Annotated in this window: 20 protein-coding genes; 5 read left to right on the top strand and 15 right to left on the bottom strand. The window is 49.8% G+C overall.

Annotated elements, in window-relative coordinates:
• Nucleotides 1-108: 108 nt before the first annotated feature.
• Nucleotides 109-1014, bottom strand: coding sequence for a LysR family transcriptional regulator (locus tag HOK28_05830; protein ID MBT6432591.1), 906 nt, complete (start codon nucleotides 1012-1014; stop codon nucleotides 109-111).
• A gap of 125 nt (nucleotides 1015-1139) precedes the next feature.
• Between HOK28_05830 and HOK28_05825 the strand changes: the two genes are divergently transcribed.
• Both HOK28_05825 and HOK28_05820 read left to right on the top strand, forming a co-directional pair.
• Nucleotides 1140-1541, top strand: a complete 402-nt coding sequence (locus HOK28_05825) for a hypothetical protein (GenBank protein MBT6432590.1) — start codon at nucleotides 1140-1142, stop codon at nucleotides 1539-1541.
• Complete coding sequence (locus HOK28_05820) at nucleotides 1535-2248, top strand: hypothetical protein (protein ID MBT6432589.1); 714 nt, start codon at nucleotides 1535-1537, stop codon at nucleotides 2246-2248. The genes HOK28_05825 and HOK28_05820 overlap by 7 nt, the downstream gene beginning before the upstream one ends.
• On the opposite strand, the gene HOK28_05815 is transcribed toward HOK28_05820, so the two are convergent.
• A complete protein-coding gene (locus tag HOK28_05815) occupies nucleotides 2245-2796 on the bottom strand; it encodes a DUF2505 family protein (GenBank protein ID MBT6432588.1) in 552 nt (183 codons plus the stop codon). The two genes, HOK28_05820 and HOK28_05815, sit on opposite strands and share 4 nt — an antisense overlap.
• A 145-nt stretch (nucleotides 2797-2941) precedes the next feature.
• Here HOK28_05815 and HOK28_05810 point away from each other — a divergent pair, with 145 nt between their 5' ends.
• Nucleotides 2942-3793: an alpha/beta hydrolase gene (locus HOK28_05810; protein MBT6432587.1), complete on the top strand. Its 852-nt coding sequence runs from the start codon at nucleotides 2942-2944 to the stop codon at nucleotides 3791-3793.
• Here HOK28_05810 and HOK28_05805 read toward each other — a convergent pair whose 3' ends face one another.
• Nucleotides 3794-4162, bottom strand: coding sequence for a translation initiation factor Sui1 (locus tag HOK28_05805; protein MBT6432586.1), 369 nt, complete (start codon nucleotides 4160-4162; stop codon nucleotides 3794-3796).
• A gap of 148 nt (nucleotides 4163-4310) precedes the next feature.
• On the opposite strand from HOK28_05805, the gene HOK28_05800 reads away from it, so the two are divergent.
• Nucleotides 4311-5177 carry a hypothetical protein gene (locus tag HOK28_05800; protein ID MBT6432585.1) on the top strand — a complete coding sequence of 289 codons (867 nt, stop codon included), beginning with the start codon at nucleotides 4311-4313 and terminating at the stop codon, nucleotides 5175-5177.
• On the top strand, nucleotides 5177-6514 hold the full coding sequence (locus tag HOK28_05795) for an MATE family efflux transporter (protein ID MBT6432584.1): 1338 nt from the start codon (nucleotides 5177-5179) through the stop codon (nucleotides 6512-6514). Before HOK28_05800 ends, HOK28_05795 begins: the two co-directional genes overlap by 1 nt.
• Here the strand turns inward: HOK28_05795 and ptsP are convergent.
• The 12 genes from ptsP to HOK28_05735 form a co-directional block, all read right to left on the bottom strand.
• Entirely contained in the window at nucleotides 6508-8316 is a 1809-nt protein-coding gene (gene ptsP / locus HOK28_05790) for a phosphoenolpyruvate--protein phosphotransferase (GenBank protein ID MBT6432583.1), read from the bottom strand. The two genes, HOK28_05795 and ptsP, sit on opposite strands and share 7 nt — an antisense overlap.
• A gap of 2 nt (nucleotides 8317-8318) precedes the next feature.
• The gene (locus HOK28_05785) at nucleotides 8319-8588 is read right to left on the bottom strand and encodes an HPr family phosphocarrier protein (GenBank protein ID MBT6432582.1); all 270 of its coding nucleotides are present in this window, start codon (nucleotides 8586-8588) and stop codon (nucleotides 8319-8321) included.
• Nucleotides 8585-9016, bottom strand: coding sequence for a PTS sugar transporter subunit IIA (locus HOK28_05780; protein MBT6432581.1), 432 nt, complete (start codon nucleotides 9014-9016; stop codon nucleotides 8585-8587). The genes HOK28_05785 and HOK28_05780 overlap by 4 nt, the downstream gene beginning before the upstream one ends.
• Nucleotides 9013-9879, bottom strand: a complete 867-nt coding sequence (gene rapZ, locus HOK28_05775; protein ID MBT6432580.1) for an RNase adapter RapZ — start codon at nucleotides 9877-9879, stop codon at nucleotides 9013-9015. Before rapZ ends, HOK28_05780 begins: the two co-directional genes overlap by 4 nt.
• Nucleotides 9876-10829: an HPr(Ser) kinase/phosphatase gene (hprK, locus tag HOK28_05770; GenBank protein MBT6432579.1), complete on the bottom strand. Its 954-nt coding sequence runs from the start codon at nucleotides 10827-10829 to the stop codon at nucleotides 9876-9878. The genes rapZ and hprK overlap by 4 nt, the downstream gene beginning before the upstream one ends.
• Before the next feature lie 12 nt (nucleotides 10830-10841).
• Complete coding sequence (locus HOK28_05765; protein ID MBT6432578.1) at nucleotides 10842-11309, bottom strand: PTS sugar transporter subunit IIA; 468 nt, start codon at nucleotides 11307-11309, stop codon at nucleotides 10842-10844.
• Nucleotides 11310-11371: 62 nt separating this feature from the next.
• Nucleotides 11372-12916 carry an RNA polymerase factor sigma-54 gene (gene rpoN / locus HOK28_05760; GenBank protein MBT6432577.1) on the bottom strand — a complete coding sequence of 515 codons (1545 nt, stop codon included), beginning with the start codon at nucleotides 12914-12916 and terminating at the stop codon, nucleotides 11372-11374.
• Nucleotides 12917-12978: 62 nt separating this feature from the next.
• Entirely contained in the window at nucleotides 12979-13704 is a 726-nt protein-coding gene (gene lptB / locus HOK28_05755) for an LPS export ABC transporter ATP-binding protein (protein ID MBT6432576.1), read from the bottom strand.
• Entirely contained in the window at nucleotides 13701-14207 is a 507-nt protein-coding gene (locus HOK28_05750) for a hypothetical protein (protein ID MBT6432575.1), read from the bottom strand. Before HOK28_05750 ends, lptB begins: the two co-directional genes overlap by 4 nt.
• A gap of 35 nt (nucleotides 14208-14242) precedes the next feature.
• Nucleotides 14243-15187 (bottom strand): lysophospholipid acyltransferase family protein, encoded by a 945-nt coding sequence (locus HOK28_05745; GenBank protein ID MBT6432574.1) that lies wholly within the window; start codon nucleotides 15185-15187, stop codon nucleotides 14243-14245.
• Between the two features lie 11 nt (nucleotides 15188-15198).
• Nucleotides 15199-15732: an HAD hydrolase family protein gene (locus HOK28_05740; protein MBT6432573.1), complete on the bottom strand. Its 534-nt coding sequence runs from the start codon at nucleotides 15730-15732 to the stop codon at nucleotides 15199-15201.
• Between the two features lie 6 nt (nucleotides 15733-15738).
• Nucleotides 15739-17367: a CTP synthase gene (locus HOK28_05735; protein ID MBT6432572.1), complete on the bottom strand. Its 1629-nt coding sequence runs from the start codon at nucleotides 17365-17367 to the stop codon at nucleotides 15739-15741.
• Nucleotides 17368-17468: the final 101 nt, after the last annotated feature.

The raw sequence follows: 17468 nt of genomic DNA, 5'->3' as shown, positions 1-17468 counted from the left end.
AAGCCGACGACCTGATCCGAGACGGTGTGGTCCTTAAGCTTACGCTCGCCGCGAAATAAAGGAATCGGTGCTGCGCGGAGGAATGCGCGGCACCGTCTTTTAACAAACCTACCTTGTTAAGCTCTTGAGCTTGCTTGTGATGCACCTCAGCACAAGTGCTGAAGCTGTGTTCTCGCCATCACTTTTCCTACGCGCACCGTAAACCGGTATGGGCTCAATCACGTCCATCGGCAGCTTCTTGAGCTCTTTGCTCTGAATGTAACGGTCCGCAACCACATCCGGCAATACGGTTAGAAACTGCCCCGATAAACATACGGCCAAGTTGGATGATAGCATCGTGATGCGCATACCGATGCGGCGGTTTAGCTCAACTGGCCAGCCATCCTGCACCAATCCATTTTGACCAGTTTGGGGAACCGAAAAGGGGTGCTCGAGAATCTGGGCTTGCGTAAGTTTTCGTTTTTTAAAGAGTGGGTGGTTTTTACCACAGTAGATGCCCGCCCGTAGTTCACCCAAATGATTGATCTCAAGGCGTTCATCGGTGAGCGCCTCGTAATAAAAAGCGACGTCGAGCAAACCTCGCACCAGGCCATCATGTGCATCTTGGGGCGAGCGAAGAAGTAAATTAGGCTCCAGTAAACTGTGAGTCTCTTTGAGGCTGAGAAGAGCGGGAAGTGCAACATAATCTGTTAAAACACCGATGGTGGCAATCCGGACAGGACCAGCAAGTGGGTCTGCACTCAGATTTTTAAGCGACGTTTCGAGAGATTCAACTGCATCGGTCAGACTGGCTTGTAGCCTGCGCCCTGCCGCATTGAGAACCAATTGGCGCCCGGTTCTACGAAAGAGGGGTTGCCCTAACTCTTCTTCTAGCAGTTTAATGGTCCTAGATATCGCTGGCGGAGTGATGTGGAGAATCTTCGCGGCGGTGGGTAAGTGCTCAGTGGCGGCGACGACTCGGAATACCGGTAGACGTGACCAGAGGTCTTCAATTTGAGGGTTCTGGTCCATCATCTAATGTTAACTAAATTTGTATGAACTGTTCAAGACATTCAAATGGACAAAAGGGAATTTTTCGAGTCAACTGATATTCATAAGATTGCGGCTAGAATGTCTCGGTGAGGCAGAAGGAGAATGTAATGCATCGTTCTAAGCTATTTCGTGCACTGGTTATCGGTGGTGGTATGACGGCGGCGTCCTTGGTGGGTTGTGGTGATGAAGCGACAAATGCGGATCCCGTATCAGACGAACAAAGCCAATCCGCTGGAGATGACACAGCAGAGAGCAGCGATAACACGTCGGGGGAAACCGCCGGCGAGACGGATCCAGATAGCACTGAGACCAGTGATAACTCTGGGACCGATTCTGAGACTGATGTTGAAACCGATCCTGAAACCGATCCTGGTGAGGAAGATGCAAACTCCGCAGATGGTGAGCCTTTAACATGCTTTTGTGGAGACGAGCCTCAATGCTGTGAAGAAGTTGACGGTGAATCTCAAGTTGTAGACGGCTTTGAGTGTTGCTGGGGAACTTCTTGCTAAAACAGTTTAAGCACAAACACCTCGTTGCGCAGATCTGGCGAGAGCGTGAAAAAACGGAGCGCGAAGCTGCTTCTCTTTTTGGGCAGCTCGGTAAGGCTATGCGTGAAGTGAATCTTCCGAATGGACTTGCGGCTATGGCCGAAGAAGCGAGTGAGGATGAGGTTGAGCATGCTGGTAGATGCCGAGCAATCATTGCGGCCTGCGATGAAGAGGTCAATCCTTTGGTCGCTCGCAAAAGAGGGCTTCTGGGGCCGCGGGCTTGGTCATCTGAAGACCGGGCACTTTATACAAGTGCCGCCATGGGCTGTATCACGGAAACGTTGAGTACTGCGCTTCTTCTCGAAATGAAAAAGCGTCTCGATTCAGAAATTATTGAGCAAACGGTCCGCTCAATTTTGGGAGACGAGGTCAACCATAGCCGGTTAGGCTGGGCGCATTTGGCCTATGCCTCACAATCCCGGGATGTTGGATTCTTGGGCGATTATCTTCCAAATATGCTCGAGCCTGTTCTTAGTGGTGAGAGCGAAGAAGCTTCTGAGAACAAGCCCCAACACTGTGACCTTTACGGCTACGGTATTTTACCGCGTGAAACCGTCCAGCAAGTATTTAAGCAAACTCTGGAAGAAGTGATCTTACCGGGTTTTGAAGAGTTTGGAGTTCCCAGCGCTCCGGCGCAGGCGTGGAAGAAGCAAAAGTTTAATACTTAAGCGGCCTCTTCTAGTTCTTGATGAACTGTGTTGAGCGCGGTCTGAGTCATGTTTTGAATTTGTGGTTGCTTCGCTTCAATTTCTTTTGCCATGGTTTTTTCTAACTTGCCGCCAATGAGCCAAACGTTTGCTCGAATATCTGCATCGAGTGCATGGGTTACGGTGCGGGGTTGAAACGGAGCGGCACTGCGTAATGAGAATGATATCTTCGCGCTTATTTTACCCTTGAAAGGGCCAGCCAAGAGAGAGGTTTCAGTCTCACCCCGATGGGTTTTTAGATCGTAAGTGGTGTGTTCACGAAAATCTAAAGCGTCTGTACCCACGAATACTTTGATGGCGGCCGGTACCGCCTCGGCACGGGGGTGAATGATGGCGTCCCGAATAAAGCGTCCGTTTTGGATTTCGCTCCGGGTCAGCTCAACATCGCTGCCAGCTTCGTTGTGGATTTTTTCATATAAGTTGTTGTTCAAAATGCATTTTTCTTCAAACTGACGAACCGGATCGAGTTGGCCTGGAACGGTATAGGGCGTTTCTAAGTGCAGATGCATCACATGAATCCTTGGGTACTGGGTGTCTAAGATATTTTTCGGGACAATTTTGAAAAAGTTGCTGATTTTAAACAGATTCGCGACCTCATCATTTCCACAACACCTCAGGTGCATTATCATTCCTCAGGTATTCAAAGGGGGAAGTATGTACGCAAACTTAAATGGCATGAAGATTTGGTATGACCAAAGTGGTGAGCAAGGGAGTCCTGTTCTCTTATTGATGGGATTCGGTATGACATCTGAAGCTTGGATGCCTCAGGTGACCACGCTTGAGAAACATCACCAAGTTCTGCGTATGGACAACCGAGGTGTTGGACGAAGCGGTAAGGTCACATCGGGATATACACTTCCAGATATGGCAAGTGACGCAGCTGCGTTGGTTGAACATCAATGTTTTCGTGATGTGCATGTGGTTGGCGTTTCCATGGGCGGAATGATTGCCCAAGAGTTTGCCCTGCGCTACCCGCACCTGGTGCGAAGCTTAACATTAATCGCGACGCATTCGGGTGGACCGAAAAATCTACCCAAGGCTAAAGCCATCGGACTTTTCCTTAAGGCCAACATGAGTACCGGTAAGACTCGCATTGATGCGCTTGGTAAGCTTCTCTATCCCAAAGAGGCGAGGCAGCAATTTATGACAGTGTCCAAAGACTCAAAGATTGCTGAGGAACTGTTTAACCCCATTGCAAAGCAGACCTTGAAGTATCAACTGATGGCTATGGCTCAGCACAATACGGGCCGTAAATTGAAGCGACTCAAAGGTAAGCCTGTGCTTGTCGTCAAACCAACCGAGGATATTCTTGTTCCAGCTGAAGCGAGTGATGATCTCCATCGCCGAATTCCTGGCTCAAGAATGATATCTTTCTCAAACGCAGGACATGGTATTACAGAGCAATGTGCTGATGAGTTGAATGCACACATGATGGCTCATTTTGCGGCTGCGGATGATGTTTTATTAAAGCGTGGAAGTGATTGGGGTCATCTGCGGGTAGCCTAATTAGCCACCAGAGCGTTTGACTTTGAATCCCTTTTTTTCGAGCAGCGAGATCATGAGATCACGTTGGTCTCCTTGAATCTCAATGACGCCATTTTTCAGCGTTCCACCGGTACCACACTTTTTCTTCAATTCTTTGGCAAGCACCTTGAGCTCTTTTTCGGCTAAGAGAATCCCTGTGATAATTGTGACGCCTTTGCCTTTTCGACCTTTGGTCTCTCGTCCAACACGCACGATGCCATCGCCCTTAGGCGCGGCTTCAGCTTTGCTACAGCGACATTTTTTGAGTGGTTTTTGGCAGGCAGGGCAGCTGCTTCCATGCTCGCTTGAGTAAACCAAACCTTCGTTGTCATCGCGTGGTCTCATTGCCATCGTCTCCGTAAACCTTTGGGTGATTTCGAGCACCTTATCGCAATCACCCAGTTTTTCGAAACCAAAGATGATTGATTAAATTCTGGCACCAAAGGGCAAATCCTGGCGATAATCTAAATAAGAACGAATTGATGGCATGGTGATATTTATGGTTCGAGACGATGGTTACTCTCCTGGAAAGGTTTGGCAACACACTTTTGCCCGTGGTCGCACCACAAATCTGAGGCCATCGTCGTATTGGAACTTTCTAACCACCGCGATGATTTGTTGCACCGCCACTCCTGCCATGATGTTTTATCCACAATTTTTTGAATGGGTTGGTGTCGATTTCTCCCTTCAAGATCTTGATGTAGGGCTTCGTTGGGTCGGCTTCGTCGTGATGCAAATTACGTTTATGGGTTTTACCCTTTCACTCCACGACCTCGAGTACGTGTCTATGGCCACGATGATTCACCGGCCTGTGGAGCTTGGCCTCTTGGCGATTATTTATGCCATGGGTGAAATTCACTTAGCGTTCTTTATTTTCATGTTCATGGGGGTCCCTCTGCCTGCAGGCATCTGCTTTTGGCTTTGGCGTAAAGAAACGACAGTCTCTTCACCCAAAGAATATTGGAGCGCGTTGGCCTTCCCGAATAAAGAGCGCAGTATTTTCGGGAAATGGCTAGAGCTGCTTGGCTGGATTGTTTTGGCTTTCGGAACCACCGTTCTTATCCAACCGAGTTGGCTTCTAGATATTTTGGGGATCTCACAAGCACCATTGGTTGTTGGGTATGTGCGAGTCGTAGGCTGGGCATGGATGATTGTAGGCTGGTGTTACTTTATGAATGCCCGTCACGAACATCACGCATTTTTTGATATCGTCCTTGTGCAGAACATTTTGGGAATAGTTGTTTGTCTTGTTCTATGGGCACTTGGTTTATTCCCCACCGCTATTTTGGTTTTGGTGGTCGTGAAAAATATTTTGGTAATCTTCAGCTGTATCATCGCAGCCTATCTACAAAGATCTAGAGCCTAATGTTTGACCTTACCGAGGGTAGGGTGGGTAAAACTCTCGCGTCTATGACCATGTTTACGACCATGGGCATGGTATCCATTCTAGGTTTCGCTTTGGCCGACGCATATTATGTCGGTCTTCTCGGTAAGAATTATCTCGCGAGTATCTCCTACTGTGTGCCGATATTATTGTTTACCAGTGGTATTGGCGTGGGTATCGGAATCGGTGCTGAAGCCATTTTGGCAAGGCTGGTAGGTGAAGGTCAGGATGAGCGTTCAAAAGAGTTTGCAACCATTGCGATGATTTTTACAACCGTAGTTTCAATCCTCTTCGGGTTGATGGGCTACGCTATCATTGATGAAATCCCAGTTTGGCTGGAAACCGACCCGGCACTTTACCCCTTGATGCAGCAATATCTTGTGATTTGGTTTGTGGGTATTCCGCCGCTGGTGCTCTGTTTGGTGGCTGGAAGCCTAGCCAGGGCGCTTGGCGATGCCCAAGCCCCCGCTATCGTGATGGTTGTGACCTCGCTCATGAATGCTGTTCTCGATCCCATTTTGATATTTGGGATAGAAGGCTGGGTGCCTGCGATGGGTTTTGAAGGGGCCGCGTGGGCTACCTTATTCTCTCGCACTGTCGCTGGCTTGTGGACTGTTTTACTCTTGGTGTTTCGCTACCGTCTGCTCAGCGACCGAATACCAACTCTCGCGCACTTTTGGATTGATAGTAAGGAAATCTGCCGCTTAGGATTCCCTGCAACCATGGTTCAGCTGATCTTCCCAATGGGTCAAGCATGTTTACTGAAGTTACTGGCAGTCTTTCCCGTTGCGGTCGTAGCCGCCTTTGGGATGGCTATGCAGGTTGAGGCCTTCGGCTTTATCGTTCTGATGTCGCTGGGCATTATACTGGGCCCCTTTGTGGGACAGAATATTGGCGCGAATTCTACGAGCCGGGTACTGCGCTCGGTTGACCTTTCCTTAGCATTTAACCTCTTCAATGGGACCGCTTTGGCAGTGGTCTTTTGGGTGTTTGGCGAACCGATTTTAAGCTGCTTCCATGACGACCCGGAAGTTGTTGATAACATGGTCATGATTATGCACTGGTTGAGCTTGAGCTGGGTACTCGAGGGCGTACGTATCCTGGCGGCACCTGTTTTTACCAATTTAGGAAGCAGTGTACCGCCGATGGTCATCGTGACAATTCGATTTTTCGTCATAGCTCTGCCGCTGGCATGGTGGCTGCGAGAGGTCTGGGGATTTGATGGAGTGGTTTTTTCGCTCGCCCTGGGCAATGTCGTGGCAGGCGTCCTATCGTATGTTTGGCTTAAGAGGGCCCTGCCGCCCGCGCCCAATCAGTGACCGGGCTGTAGGCTTTCGGCATCTACATGTTTCGCAGATTCCCAAAGTGAATATTCCTGAGGAATACTCTCCTGAATAAAGCGCAGAACGTGGTTACCGACTTCTTCTGATGAATTCTTGAGCAGCGCTTCTTTAACCATGACTTGGCAATCGGCGAGTGAGAGCTCGCGAATGAGGTGCTTAACCCAAGGAATGGAACCAGCATTCATACTTAGTTCTCTAAAACCTAACCCCATGAGCACGGGTGCGCAGAGCAGCTCTCCAGCGATTTCGCCGCATAAGGTAAGGGGCTTGTCGTGGCGCTGCGCTGCATCAGCTATAATCTTAAGTGTGCGAATCACGGCTGGGTGAAGCGGCTGATAAAGGTAAGCCACCCTTTGGTTGATACGGTCAATTGCAAGTAAGTACTGCATGAGGTCGTTGGTACCGACGGAAAGAAAATCGCACTCTTTAGCCAATGAGTCGATGATCAAGACTGCGCTTGGTACCTCGATCATAGAGCCCAACGGAATATCGGCGTTAAACTCTTTGCCTTCACTCTCTAACCGCTTGGCGACTTTAGCGATAACTTCTCTTGCATAGTGAATCTCTTCGATTCCAGAAATCATTGGCAAGAGTATTCTAGACGGGCCATGGACGGCGGCTCGTAGAATACCTGCTATTTGGTTTTCGAAGAGTTCTGGGTTCGCCATAGCGTAGCGGATCCCTCGAAGCCCCAGAGCCGGATTGAGTTCAGGAGATACCGGAGCGGATTTAAATGCCTTATCGCCGCCAATATCCATCGTGCGGAAGGTGACAATTTGGTCACTGAACTCGTCGAAGATACCCGCGTAGGTTCTGTAATGCAGTTCTTCATCCGGTGCGGTTTCGCGCCGCACAAAGAGGAATTCTGTCCGGTAGAGACCGATGCCTTCGCCGCCACGGGAGAAGACGGTGCTGCTTTCACCAGGCAATTCGATATTTCCTAGAATACGAATATTTTCATCGTCTGTGGTGTTGGCGGGCAGGGATTTTACACGAAGGAATTCTAATGAAAGGCTCTCAAAAGCTTCTGCTCTTTTCCGTGCATTCTGAATCTGCTCGGGACTGGGTCTAAGAACGACGTGTCCCTGGATCCCGTCGATGATGACGGTGTCGCCATGACCAGCTTGGTCGAAGAGCCCTTGGCATGCGACGACTGCGGGTACATCGAGTGAGCGCGCAATGATGGATGTGTGCGATGTTTTACTGCCCACTTGTGTTGCGAAGCCGGTGACTTTTTGTGTGGCCAACACAGCTGTGTCGGCAGGGCTTAAGTCGTGAGCAATGACGACTGTGCCACTTTGTAGGGCTTGAAGTTCATTGCCGTCACATCCTTGACCCACGAGATTTTTCACGATGCGGTCGCCAACAAAATCAATATCGTTGCGGCGCTCCTTCATGTACTCGTCTTCAGCTAAGTCGAGAAAACTCCGAAGCTTGCCCATCACTTTGTTAACGGCCCACTCGGCATTGAGATGTTCGTTTTCGATAAGCTGACATGCATCGGAAAGGAGGGTCTCATCTTTGAGCATTAGGATATGCGCATCTAAAATCGCATTGTGCTCGGTCCCTTCGATAAGGCTTTGGTCTTGAATCTTTTGGAGCTGTTCAATGGAGCTACGGATGGCGGCAACCAAGCGCTGTTTTTCGCTGGTTTCTTGCTGACTCTTAATATGAAATCTGGGAACTCTTACTTTACGACGGTCCAGCAGATACACGCGTCCAACGGCGACGCCAGCTGAGGCGGCGATACCGGGAAATGTGGAAGGGGCGTCTGTCATTTTTACTCGATTCCGAAATTTTGACGAATCAGCTCAATGACAGATTGAAGAGCTTCATCGGCATCGTTGCCTTCTGCGGAAATCTCGAGCGTCGCACCGCAAGGAGCTGCAAGAGATAGAACGCTCATAATACTTTTACCGTTGGCGGTGAGACTGCCGTATTTAATAAACAACTTGCTTTGATAACGGGAAGCAAGCTGTACGAGGGCGCCTGCGGCACGTAGATGCAAGCCAAGATTGTGTTGAATGGTTACGCTGTTACTGGCACTCATTGGCTCTCTCCTTGATTCGATGATTTTGTTACGCCAAGCACTTCACTGGCAATAACAATCGCCCGTGTTCCGCTTTGCTTGATCTGTTTAGCCGCATCTAAGAGGCTAATTTCTTGCGCACAAACTTGGAGGGCCTTGATAAGCATCGGTAGGCTGGCTCCAGTAATAACTTCTACGCGCCCGGTATGGTGCTTGGTCATACTTACCTGGCTTGGTGTCCCACCAAACATATCGGTGAGAACGAGGACTCCGGAAGTATCACTGAGTTTAGCCATGGCGTCATCTAGTTTGCGCTCAAAGTTCTCAGAGCTGTCCCCTGTTTCTACACTCACACTGAAGACAGCTTCAGCGTTGGGAACAACCAATCTAGCGGTTGTGACCAGAGCTTCAGCAAGTTGGCCATGGGCAGCGACGACAATGCCGATCATGAGGTGGGCTCCTTCGTGTCGCGGTGTCTAACCGTCGACGGTATTTTTTCGAGTTGAAGTCTGCGACTTATTTCTTCCGAGATGGCCACGGAACGATGTTGGCCTCCAGTGCAACCAATGGCAACGGTTAGATACCGTTTTCCCTCATTTTGATAGCGAGGAACCAGGAAGCGGAGAGCGCCCATAATGTGCTCTAAAAGACTCTGGCAGTCTTCGGTGCCCAATACGTATTCTTTTACATCTTGGTTTAATCCAGTGCGCTCCCGCATTTCGGGAACGAAGTATGGATTTTTGAGAAAGCGAACATCGAATACAAGGTTGGCCGTGAGCGGTACCCCATATTTAAAGCCAAAGCTTAGGCATTCAACTTTGAGGTAGTCCTTGGATGCCTGCCCTGCAAGTTGGTTGGCCGCAATCTTTCGAAGCTCGTGAGGGGTTAGGCTCGAGGATTCGATGGTCTCGTTGGCAAGTTCACGAAGCGGAGCCAAGAGCTTTCGCTCGGTGCGAATCGATGCACGTAAACCTTTACCTTCGTCCATCGGGTGTGGGCGCCGGGTTTCGGAAAACCTACGGATCAACACTTCCTCGGTGGCTTCGAAGTAAACCACATGGACATTGTGCTGTGTGGTCTTGAGCTCTTCGATGAGTTTCGGAAACGATTCGATAAAGCTTGAGTCTCTGGCGTCCATAACCAGCGCAATCTTTTGAACCTCGCCGCTCTCAACCAATTGCTTTAGGAGTGGGCGGACCAGGGCCGAGGGCAGGTTGTCGACACAAAAGTAGCCGTTGTCTTCGAGGGCGCGTTTGGCGGTCGACTTTCCTGAGCCGGACTGCCCTGTAAGAATCATCAGCGATAAGCTCATCCCAAGTCATCCTCAGATAATGTTATGGAGGCCGCTTGAAGTCGTTCTTCAAGAAGCGCCTTGAATTCGTGGGCAGAGTTATGCCCTTGGGCCTTAAGTAGGTGGTTACGAGCAGCAACTTCAATGATAGAAGCTACGTTTCGTCCAGGACGAATAGGAATCGTGACTTTCGGTACATGAGTTTGAAGAATTTTTTGCGTTTCTTCCTCGAGCCCGGTGCGGTCGTAAGTGGCGTTGGGTTGCCAATCGACCATATTGACGATGAGCTCAACATTCTTCTTCTGACAAACTGATGCTGCTCCAAAGAGGTCTTTGACGTTAATGATTCCAAGACCGCGAACTTCCATGTGGAGTCTTGTTAGCGGTGAACCCATGGCAATGAGGTTGTAGCCTTGCTGCCTTGCAATGACCATGTCGTCGGCAACAAGCCGGTGGCCTCGTAAGATTAAATCCAGTGCGCATTCGCTCTTACCAATGCCGCTGGGGCCAGTGATGAGAATCCCAACCCCAAACACGTCCACGAGAACACCATGCACGGTGACTTCAGGACTTAGGTGTTCATCGAGAAAGGAGTTGATGCGGTTGATAAAGACGCTGGAGACCAAACGGGTGAGAAAAAGAGGAACGTTGTACTTCTCAGCGGCGGTAATGAGCTCATCGGGAAGCTGAAGTGCGGTGGTCACGGTGATACAGCCGACATTTCGAGAAAATAGCCCGTCCAGTGACTTCGTGCGCTCGTCTGTTTTGAGGCTCTCCAGATAATTGATTTCGGTTTTACCGAGAACTTGAACTCGGTTAGGGCGAATGGAGTCGACATAGCCGGCCAGCGCGATTCCTGGCTTCTGCACTCGGGGGTGCTCAATAATTCGGTCCAACCCATTGCGACCAGCAATCAGGCTCACCTCCAAATTAAAACTTTGGTCTTCATGAATGGTATTGACCGCAATCATCGGTTCCCTCGTTTACGCCTGGTTATCTTGTTCGATAAAGGCTTCATAAATGGCTTGCTGAGTTTTTGCTTGTAGAAGGTGTTCCCTGAAGTCGCGTTCTTTAAGAACTCTTGAAATACGAGCCAAGGCCTTGAGGTGAAGACCTGCCGAGTTTTCGGGAACGAGAAGCATAAAGATTAAGCGTACAGGTTCTCGGTCAATGGATTTAAAATTAACGCCGGCTTCAGATCTGGCAAAACAAGCGCAAAGACTTTTTAGACCATGGATTTTTGCATGCGGTATGGCTACGCCGTCACCGATTCCAGTTGAGCCCAGCTCTTCTCGGTCCGTAATGGCATTGAACAAGTGCTTGGGAGTTAGAGCGTCGTCTTTTTCAACAGTTGATAGAAATCCGGTGATCTCCCGAAGGGCATCTTGTTTGTTGGTCGATGCAAGGTTTGCAATGACGTGGTCTGGAGAGAGAAAGTCCGAAAGTTTCATGGCGGATCCTCAAATTATTCTTCCGAGTTCTTCAATTTAAATAATGCTTTTAGAAGCTCGTTCTAGAAGACCTTTTTTCGTTTAGACGAAGGCGGGATCTTGAGCATTTCTCTATATTTAGCGACGGTTCGTCGAGCGATTTTGATATCAAATTCTTGAAGCATCTTCACGAGCGCCTGATCGCTGAGCGGTTTCTTCGGGTTTTCATTACTGATGAGCTCGCCGATGCGGTTACGTACAGATTCTGAAGCGATGGTGTCGCCGCCGCTTCGATTGATGGATGAATTGAAAAAGTATTTCAACTCAAACGTGCCTCGCGGGGTGTGAACATACTTATTCGTCGTAACCCGTGAGATGGTCGATTCGTGCATTTCAACATCTTCAGCCACATCTTTAAGGATCAGTGGCTTGAGATGCGTTGGTCCAATCTCAAAGAAGTCCGCTTGAAACTTCAGGATACTATCCATGACTTTGTGAAGTGTTCGGCGACGCATATGAATGCTTCGGATCAGCCATGCAGCACTTCGCATTTTATCTTGGAGATACGCTTTGTCTTGCCCACCACTTTTACCCATCGCGGTTTTGTAAAAGCCAGAGATTCGCAGTTTGGGAATCCCCTCTTCGTTATGTGAGATGACCCATTCGTCATTGATTTTTTTCACATAGATATCGGGTGCAACATACTGAGCTTGGCGACTGCTGTAGGCATTACCAGGTCTCGGCTCTAGCTGACCGATGAGCTTGAATGATTCACCGATTTCTTCGAGTGGGACTTTAAGCTTCTTAGCGATTTTGTCGAATTGGCGTTTTTCAACTTCAGGTAAAAACTTGTCGATGATTTCAACGGCGATCGGATCTGGGTTCGTTTGGCTTTGAATTTGCCGAAGGAGGCACTCCCGAATGGTAAAGCTGCATACGCCAGTGGGTTCAAAAGCTTGCAGGTCTACAACAACGCGTTCGATTTGGTCGCGGGTGACCCCGTATTCTTCGAGCTCTTCTAAAACGGCATCAACGGAATCTGTTTGCAGGTAACCGTCTTCATTAAGCTCTTCGACGAGCAATACAGCGATGGTAGTCTCAATTTCGGAAAAATCCGCCATCTGTATTTGAAAGCGCATATGGTCAACAAGTCCGGTTGGTGCGCTTACAGTGGCCTCGATGGAAGGCAAATCATCTGCGCTGCCGTGGCTTGCCGTCGAGGGCAGGGCGTACTCGTAGCTATCTGCGTAGTTGTCCCAGTCGACGTCTTTTTCGACTTCTTTGGCCGTTGGTTCGGGGCTCGATTGATTATCTTCGAGGGTTTTACCCATATCGGTCAGAAGTTCAGTTTGAGCATTGTCTTTGGGCTCGGGTGCTTCTGCTACTTTTTGAGTTTCTGCCTCAGTGCTGTCGGAACGAACACTGGTATCGAGATTGTCGATACCGCTCATTCCATCGTCCATCCCATCTTGGCGTTCTTCTAAGATAGGATTTTCCTCGAGTTCTTTACGAAGCTCTTCGGCGATTTCGAGGTGTCCGAGTTGGAGCAGTTTAATGGCCTGTTGCAGCTGGGGTGTCATCACCAGTTGCTGGGACATTTTCTGTTGTAGTTTAAGCTGAATGGCCATGCTGGTTAGATATTATCCCAATCGTTTGAAGGAACCAAACGGTAGGCGCGATTGGTTGCAACTTAAAGTGTAAAGTTTTCACCGAGGTAGGTACGACGCGCCACGTCGTTGGCAATTATTTTTTCAGGAGGTCCGGAAATCAGGATCTTACCTTCGGCAATAATGTAGGATCGGGTACAAATACCCAGTGTTTCTCTAACGTTATGGTCAGTGATGAGGATGCCAATATCGGCGGCCCTCATCTCAGAAATAAATCCTCGAATATCACCAACGGCAATGGGGTCGACTCCTGCAAAAGGCTCATCGAGAAGTACGACTGAGGGTTTGGGGATCAGCGTTCTCGCCATTTCAACGCGCCGACGTTCCCCGCCAGAGAGCTGACTTCCTAAGTTTTCTCTCACGTGCTCTAAGTTAAAGCGTTTGACCATCTCTTTTGACTTCTGCTTGGTGTCTTGGCGGCTGTAGCCCAAAGCTTCATAAACGGCTTCGAAATTTTGCTGAACAGTGAGTCCTCGAAAGATGGTGGACTCTTGGGGGAGATACCCGAGGCCAAGCCGCGCTCGCTTGAAAAGAGGCAGCCCGCTAAGGCTCGATTCACCCAAGTGAACTTCACCAGCGTCTGCGCGAACCAAACCAGCAATCATATTGAACGAGGTGGTTTTGCCCGCACCGTTGGGACCCAGTAAGCCTACGATTTCACCGGGGCATACATCAAAAGAGATGCCTTTCACTACTTCCCGGCCTTTGTAGCTTTTAGATAAACCTTGGGCTTGAAGTCGCTGGGTCACTTGGATGTTTTCTCGGGGCGTGGGGGCAATGGGCAAACATTTGGAAGGACACCGGTAGCTTCGGCTGAGGACTTTGTTTGAGGCTGCGCAGAATGGTGCATGATGCCACGGGGTTTGATGATCCGTGCCTTATTGAGTTCTTTTTCGATGATGATTTGAGTGCCTTGCATCAAGCTTTTACCGCGTTGAAGAACTGGTTTACCTTCCAGTGTAAGACGGCCATCTTCGACTTGAAAAGTGGCTTCATGGGCCCAGGCCAGCTCGGTCCCTCGTTGGGCGCGCACATCCCCTACGCAATGCAGACTTTTCCACTGCCAGTCTTGGTCTGCTTTGGTGACGAAAGCTTTACAGCAAATAAGAATATCTTGCTGCTTAGCGATGGCATTGCCCTGGCATTTACTGCGAGCCGGGTTTTGGGTCACTTCCATGCTGTCACATCGAAACGATATGGGCGTCGGTTGGCTTGACGCGATGGTGATGAGAAGTACAAGTGAGCCAATCATGGTTTTCCTATTCAGACTTAAGACGAACTGCTTTATTATTCATTTAATGGTTTTTCGCGGGTTTTCCAACGTTTGTGCAACCAGACCCATTGTTCAGGGTACTCGCGGATGGCGAATTCAAGCCGCGCGGTGATGTCGGCGGTGATTTGGTGGACATCTGCAGGTGTATCGTCGGTGGTTTCGTAGTGGTAGCGCTCAAAGTGAGGTTTGAACCCGTGCCGCGTTCGGTGAAGCCAGCCGATGAGGATCGGCGTCTTTTTCCGCAGTGCAAGGCTGGCGGCGGCAGTTGGAGTGGCTGCTGGTTTTCCGAAGAATGGAACAAATGTGGACTGCACTTTGGTATCTTGGTCGATGAGTAGGCCCAGTATTTGATTGTCTCGAAACACCCGTAAAATCTCTCGGGGACTGCTGCTGCTGCCGCGCCAGAGAACTTTCATACCTTGACTGGAGCGCATGCCATCAACCCACCGGGTGAGACGTGGGTCATAGGTGGGCCTTGCAACACTGACCACTGGAAAGTTTGCTCTGGCAACCATTTGTGCCAGAAGTTCCCAGTTGCCGATATGTCCTGTGACCGCGATGAGGCCATTGTTTTCCTCAAGGGCTTCTTCGAAAAGCTTCCGGTGCTTGTCACTGAGCTGCAGATCGGGGTGCTCACTTAGGAGAGTTTCCTTGTGAATCCATTCCATGGCCACTTTGCCAAGGTGTTGAAACATCTTTTTTGTGAGAAGCCGGGCCTCGGCGTAGGAGATATTCAACCCTTGTTGTAGCTGAACAATCGCGCGGTCGCGGTCGCGAGATGCAGCCCAGTAACCAATGCGGGCCAGACCGGGGACGATGACCATCAACTTCTCAAGATGAATACTGCTTAGAACTTGGAAGGATTTTTTAACGACCTTTAGAATCAAGGTGTTCTTAACTCTTTGTTTGGTAGACCAACGCTCGGGGAGCGGTGCATTCAGGGGGTCGTCTTGGTCCATTCAGATTTGCTTCAGCTGTGCTTCTTAAGCCACGTTTGCCAAGTGCCCCGGGCCTTGAGAAGTGTTTCGCAAACCTCTCGGGCAGCTCCTTGCCCACCGGGCGCGTGGAGAATCCAGTCGGCGGCCTGCTGAACTTCAATGGCAGCGTCTTTGACCGCGATTTTAAGGCCAGCCACTGAGTAGGCGGCCAAATCAGGTAGATCGTCTCCAACAAAAGCGACCTTGGCTGGCTCTATACTCCAGGTTTCGCAGAGCTTGGTTAGACCGGCGCGCTTGTCATGACAGCGTCCAGAGAGTTCAGTCATACCGAGTTCAGTAAAACGCTTCGAAGCAATGTCGATGGGGCGTCCCGACATAATCGAGCCCTTGAGACCGGAGCGGCACCATAGTGCTATGCCAAAACCGTCTCGTGCATCAAAGCGAAGAATACGACCACCGTTTTCATCGTAGAAGAGACCGCGGTCGGTTAGTACACCATCGCAGTCAAAGACGATGGCCTCGATGGTGTTTAAAACACCGACGCTTGGAGCTGGTTTGTTAATCATCTGGCGTTAACCGTTGTCTTGGGTTGCAGAGATTTCCACAGCAGCGCCGACAAAGCCTTCAAAAATAGGGTGAGGCTCAAAAGGCTTACTCTTGAATTCAGGGTGGAACTGACACGCCACGAAAAATGGGTGGTCTTTGAGTTCAACCATTTCCACGAGGTGGTCATCGGGAGAGGTTCCAGCAATGACAAGTCCGTTTTCAACCAGCTGTGCCCGGTACTTATTGTTGACTTCAAAACGGTGACGGTGACGCTCGCTGATTTGCTCACGGCCGTAGAGTCTCTGGCTCAAAGTGCCTTCGGCAAGCTTGCACGGGTATGCACCCAAACGCATCGTACCGCCTTTTTCACGAACACTTACTTGGTCTTCCATGATGGCAACGACTTGGTCTGATGCCTTCTCGTCAAACTCCTGGCTGGTCGCGTTGGCAATACCGGCAACATTACGCGCGTATTCAATCACTGCGATTTGTAGGCCGAGGCAAATTCCAAAGAATGGAATCTTCTCTTTACGTGCAATCTCAACAGCTTTGATTTTGCCTTCAACACCACGCTCACCGAATCCACCGGGAATCAGAACGCCTTGTGCTGAGCGAAGACGTTTGAGGGCATCTTCATCCCCGTTACCGAGTGCTTCACTGTCGATGTAGTCGAGCTCAACTTTTGTGTTGTGTGAAAGGCCGCCGTGGATCAGTGATTCATGGAGGCTCTTATACGAGTCGACCAGCTCAACGTACTTGCCAACTATGGCAATGGTGGTTTGGCTCTTGGGATTGAGAGCACCTTCAACCACCCGCTGCCAGCGGTCTAGGCTTGGTGCGCGGCTCCAAATATTGAGCAGCTCGGCAATTTTGTCATCAAGGCCCTGCTGGTGAAGTGCAATTGGCAGCTGGTAAATTGTAGGTACGTCGACTGCACTGAAAACGCTGTCGAGCCCCACGCTGCCGAAAAGTGAGATTTTAGATTTCACAGCTTTGGTCAGCGGTGCTTCGCAGCGGCACAATAGAATGTCGGGTGAAATACCGATGTTGCGCAGCTCTTTAACACTGTGCTGGGTGGGTTTGGTTTTTACTTCCCCAGCCGTCTTAATGTAGGGCACGAGCGTGAGGTGAATGTAGATGCAATTGCCTTTGCCCACATCGTAAGGAATTTGGCGAATGGCTTCTAAGAAGGGAAGTGATTCGATATCACCAACGGTTCCGCCGATTTCTACCAGGCAAACATCGCAATCTTTCGCATTCTCTAAAACCACACCTTTAATTTCATTGGTGATGTGGGGGATGACTTGAACGGTGGCGCCCAGGTAATCACCGCGTCGCTCTTTTTGAATAACGTGTTGGTAAATTCGGCCTGCCGTGTAGTTGGAGTGCTGTGAAAGCTTGGCAGAAGTGAAGCGTTCGTAGTGGCCCAAGTCGAGGTCTGTCTCAGCACCATCATCAAGAACATAGACTTCACCGTGTTGGTAAGGGCTCATCGTTCCAGGATCAACGTTGATGTAGGGGTCGAGCTTCATCATGGAAACTTTCATTCCCCGATTTTCGAGTAGCGCACCGATGGAGGCAGCGGAGAGCCCTTTGCCAAGTGCAGAGACAACGCCTCCGGTAATAAAAATGAACTTAGGCTTGCGTGTTGTCATGACATCCTCGCAGTGGGAGCTGTTTCCCTAAATTGACTATTACTTGTGCGACGTACCGCGCGGCTATACCCCCAACAATCCGGGTAGGGATAGTCATCACA

The organism is Deltaproteobacteria bacterium, assembly GCA_018668695.1.
Lineage (GTDB): Bacteria > Myxococcota > XYA12-FULL-58-9 > XYA12-FULL-58-9 > JABJBS01 > JABJBS01.
This window is presented reverse-complemented; position numbering and strand designations above follow the sequence as displayed.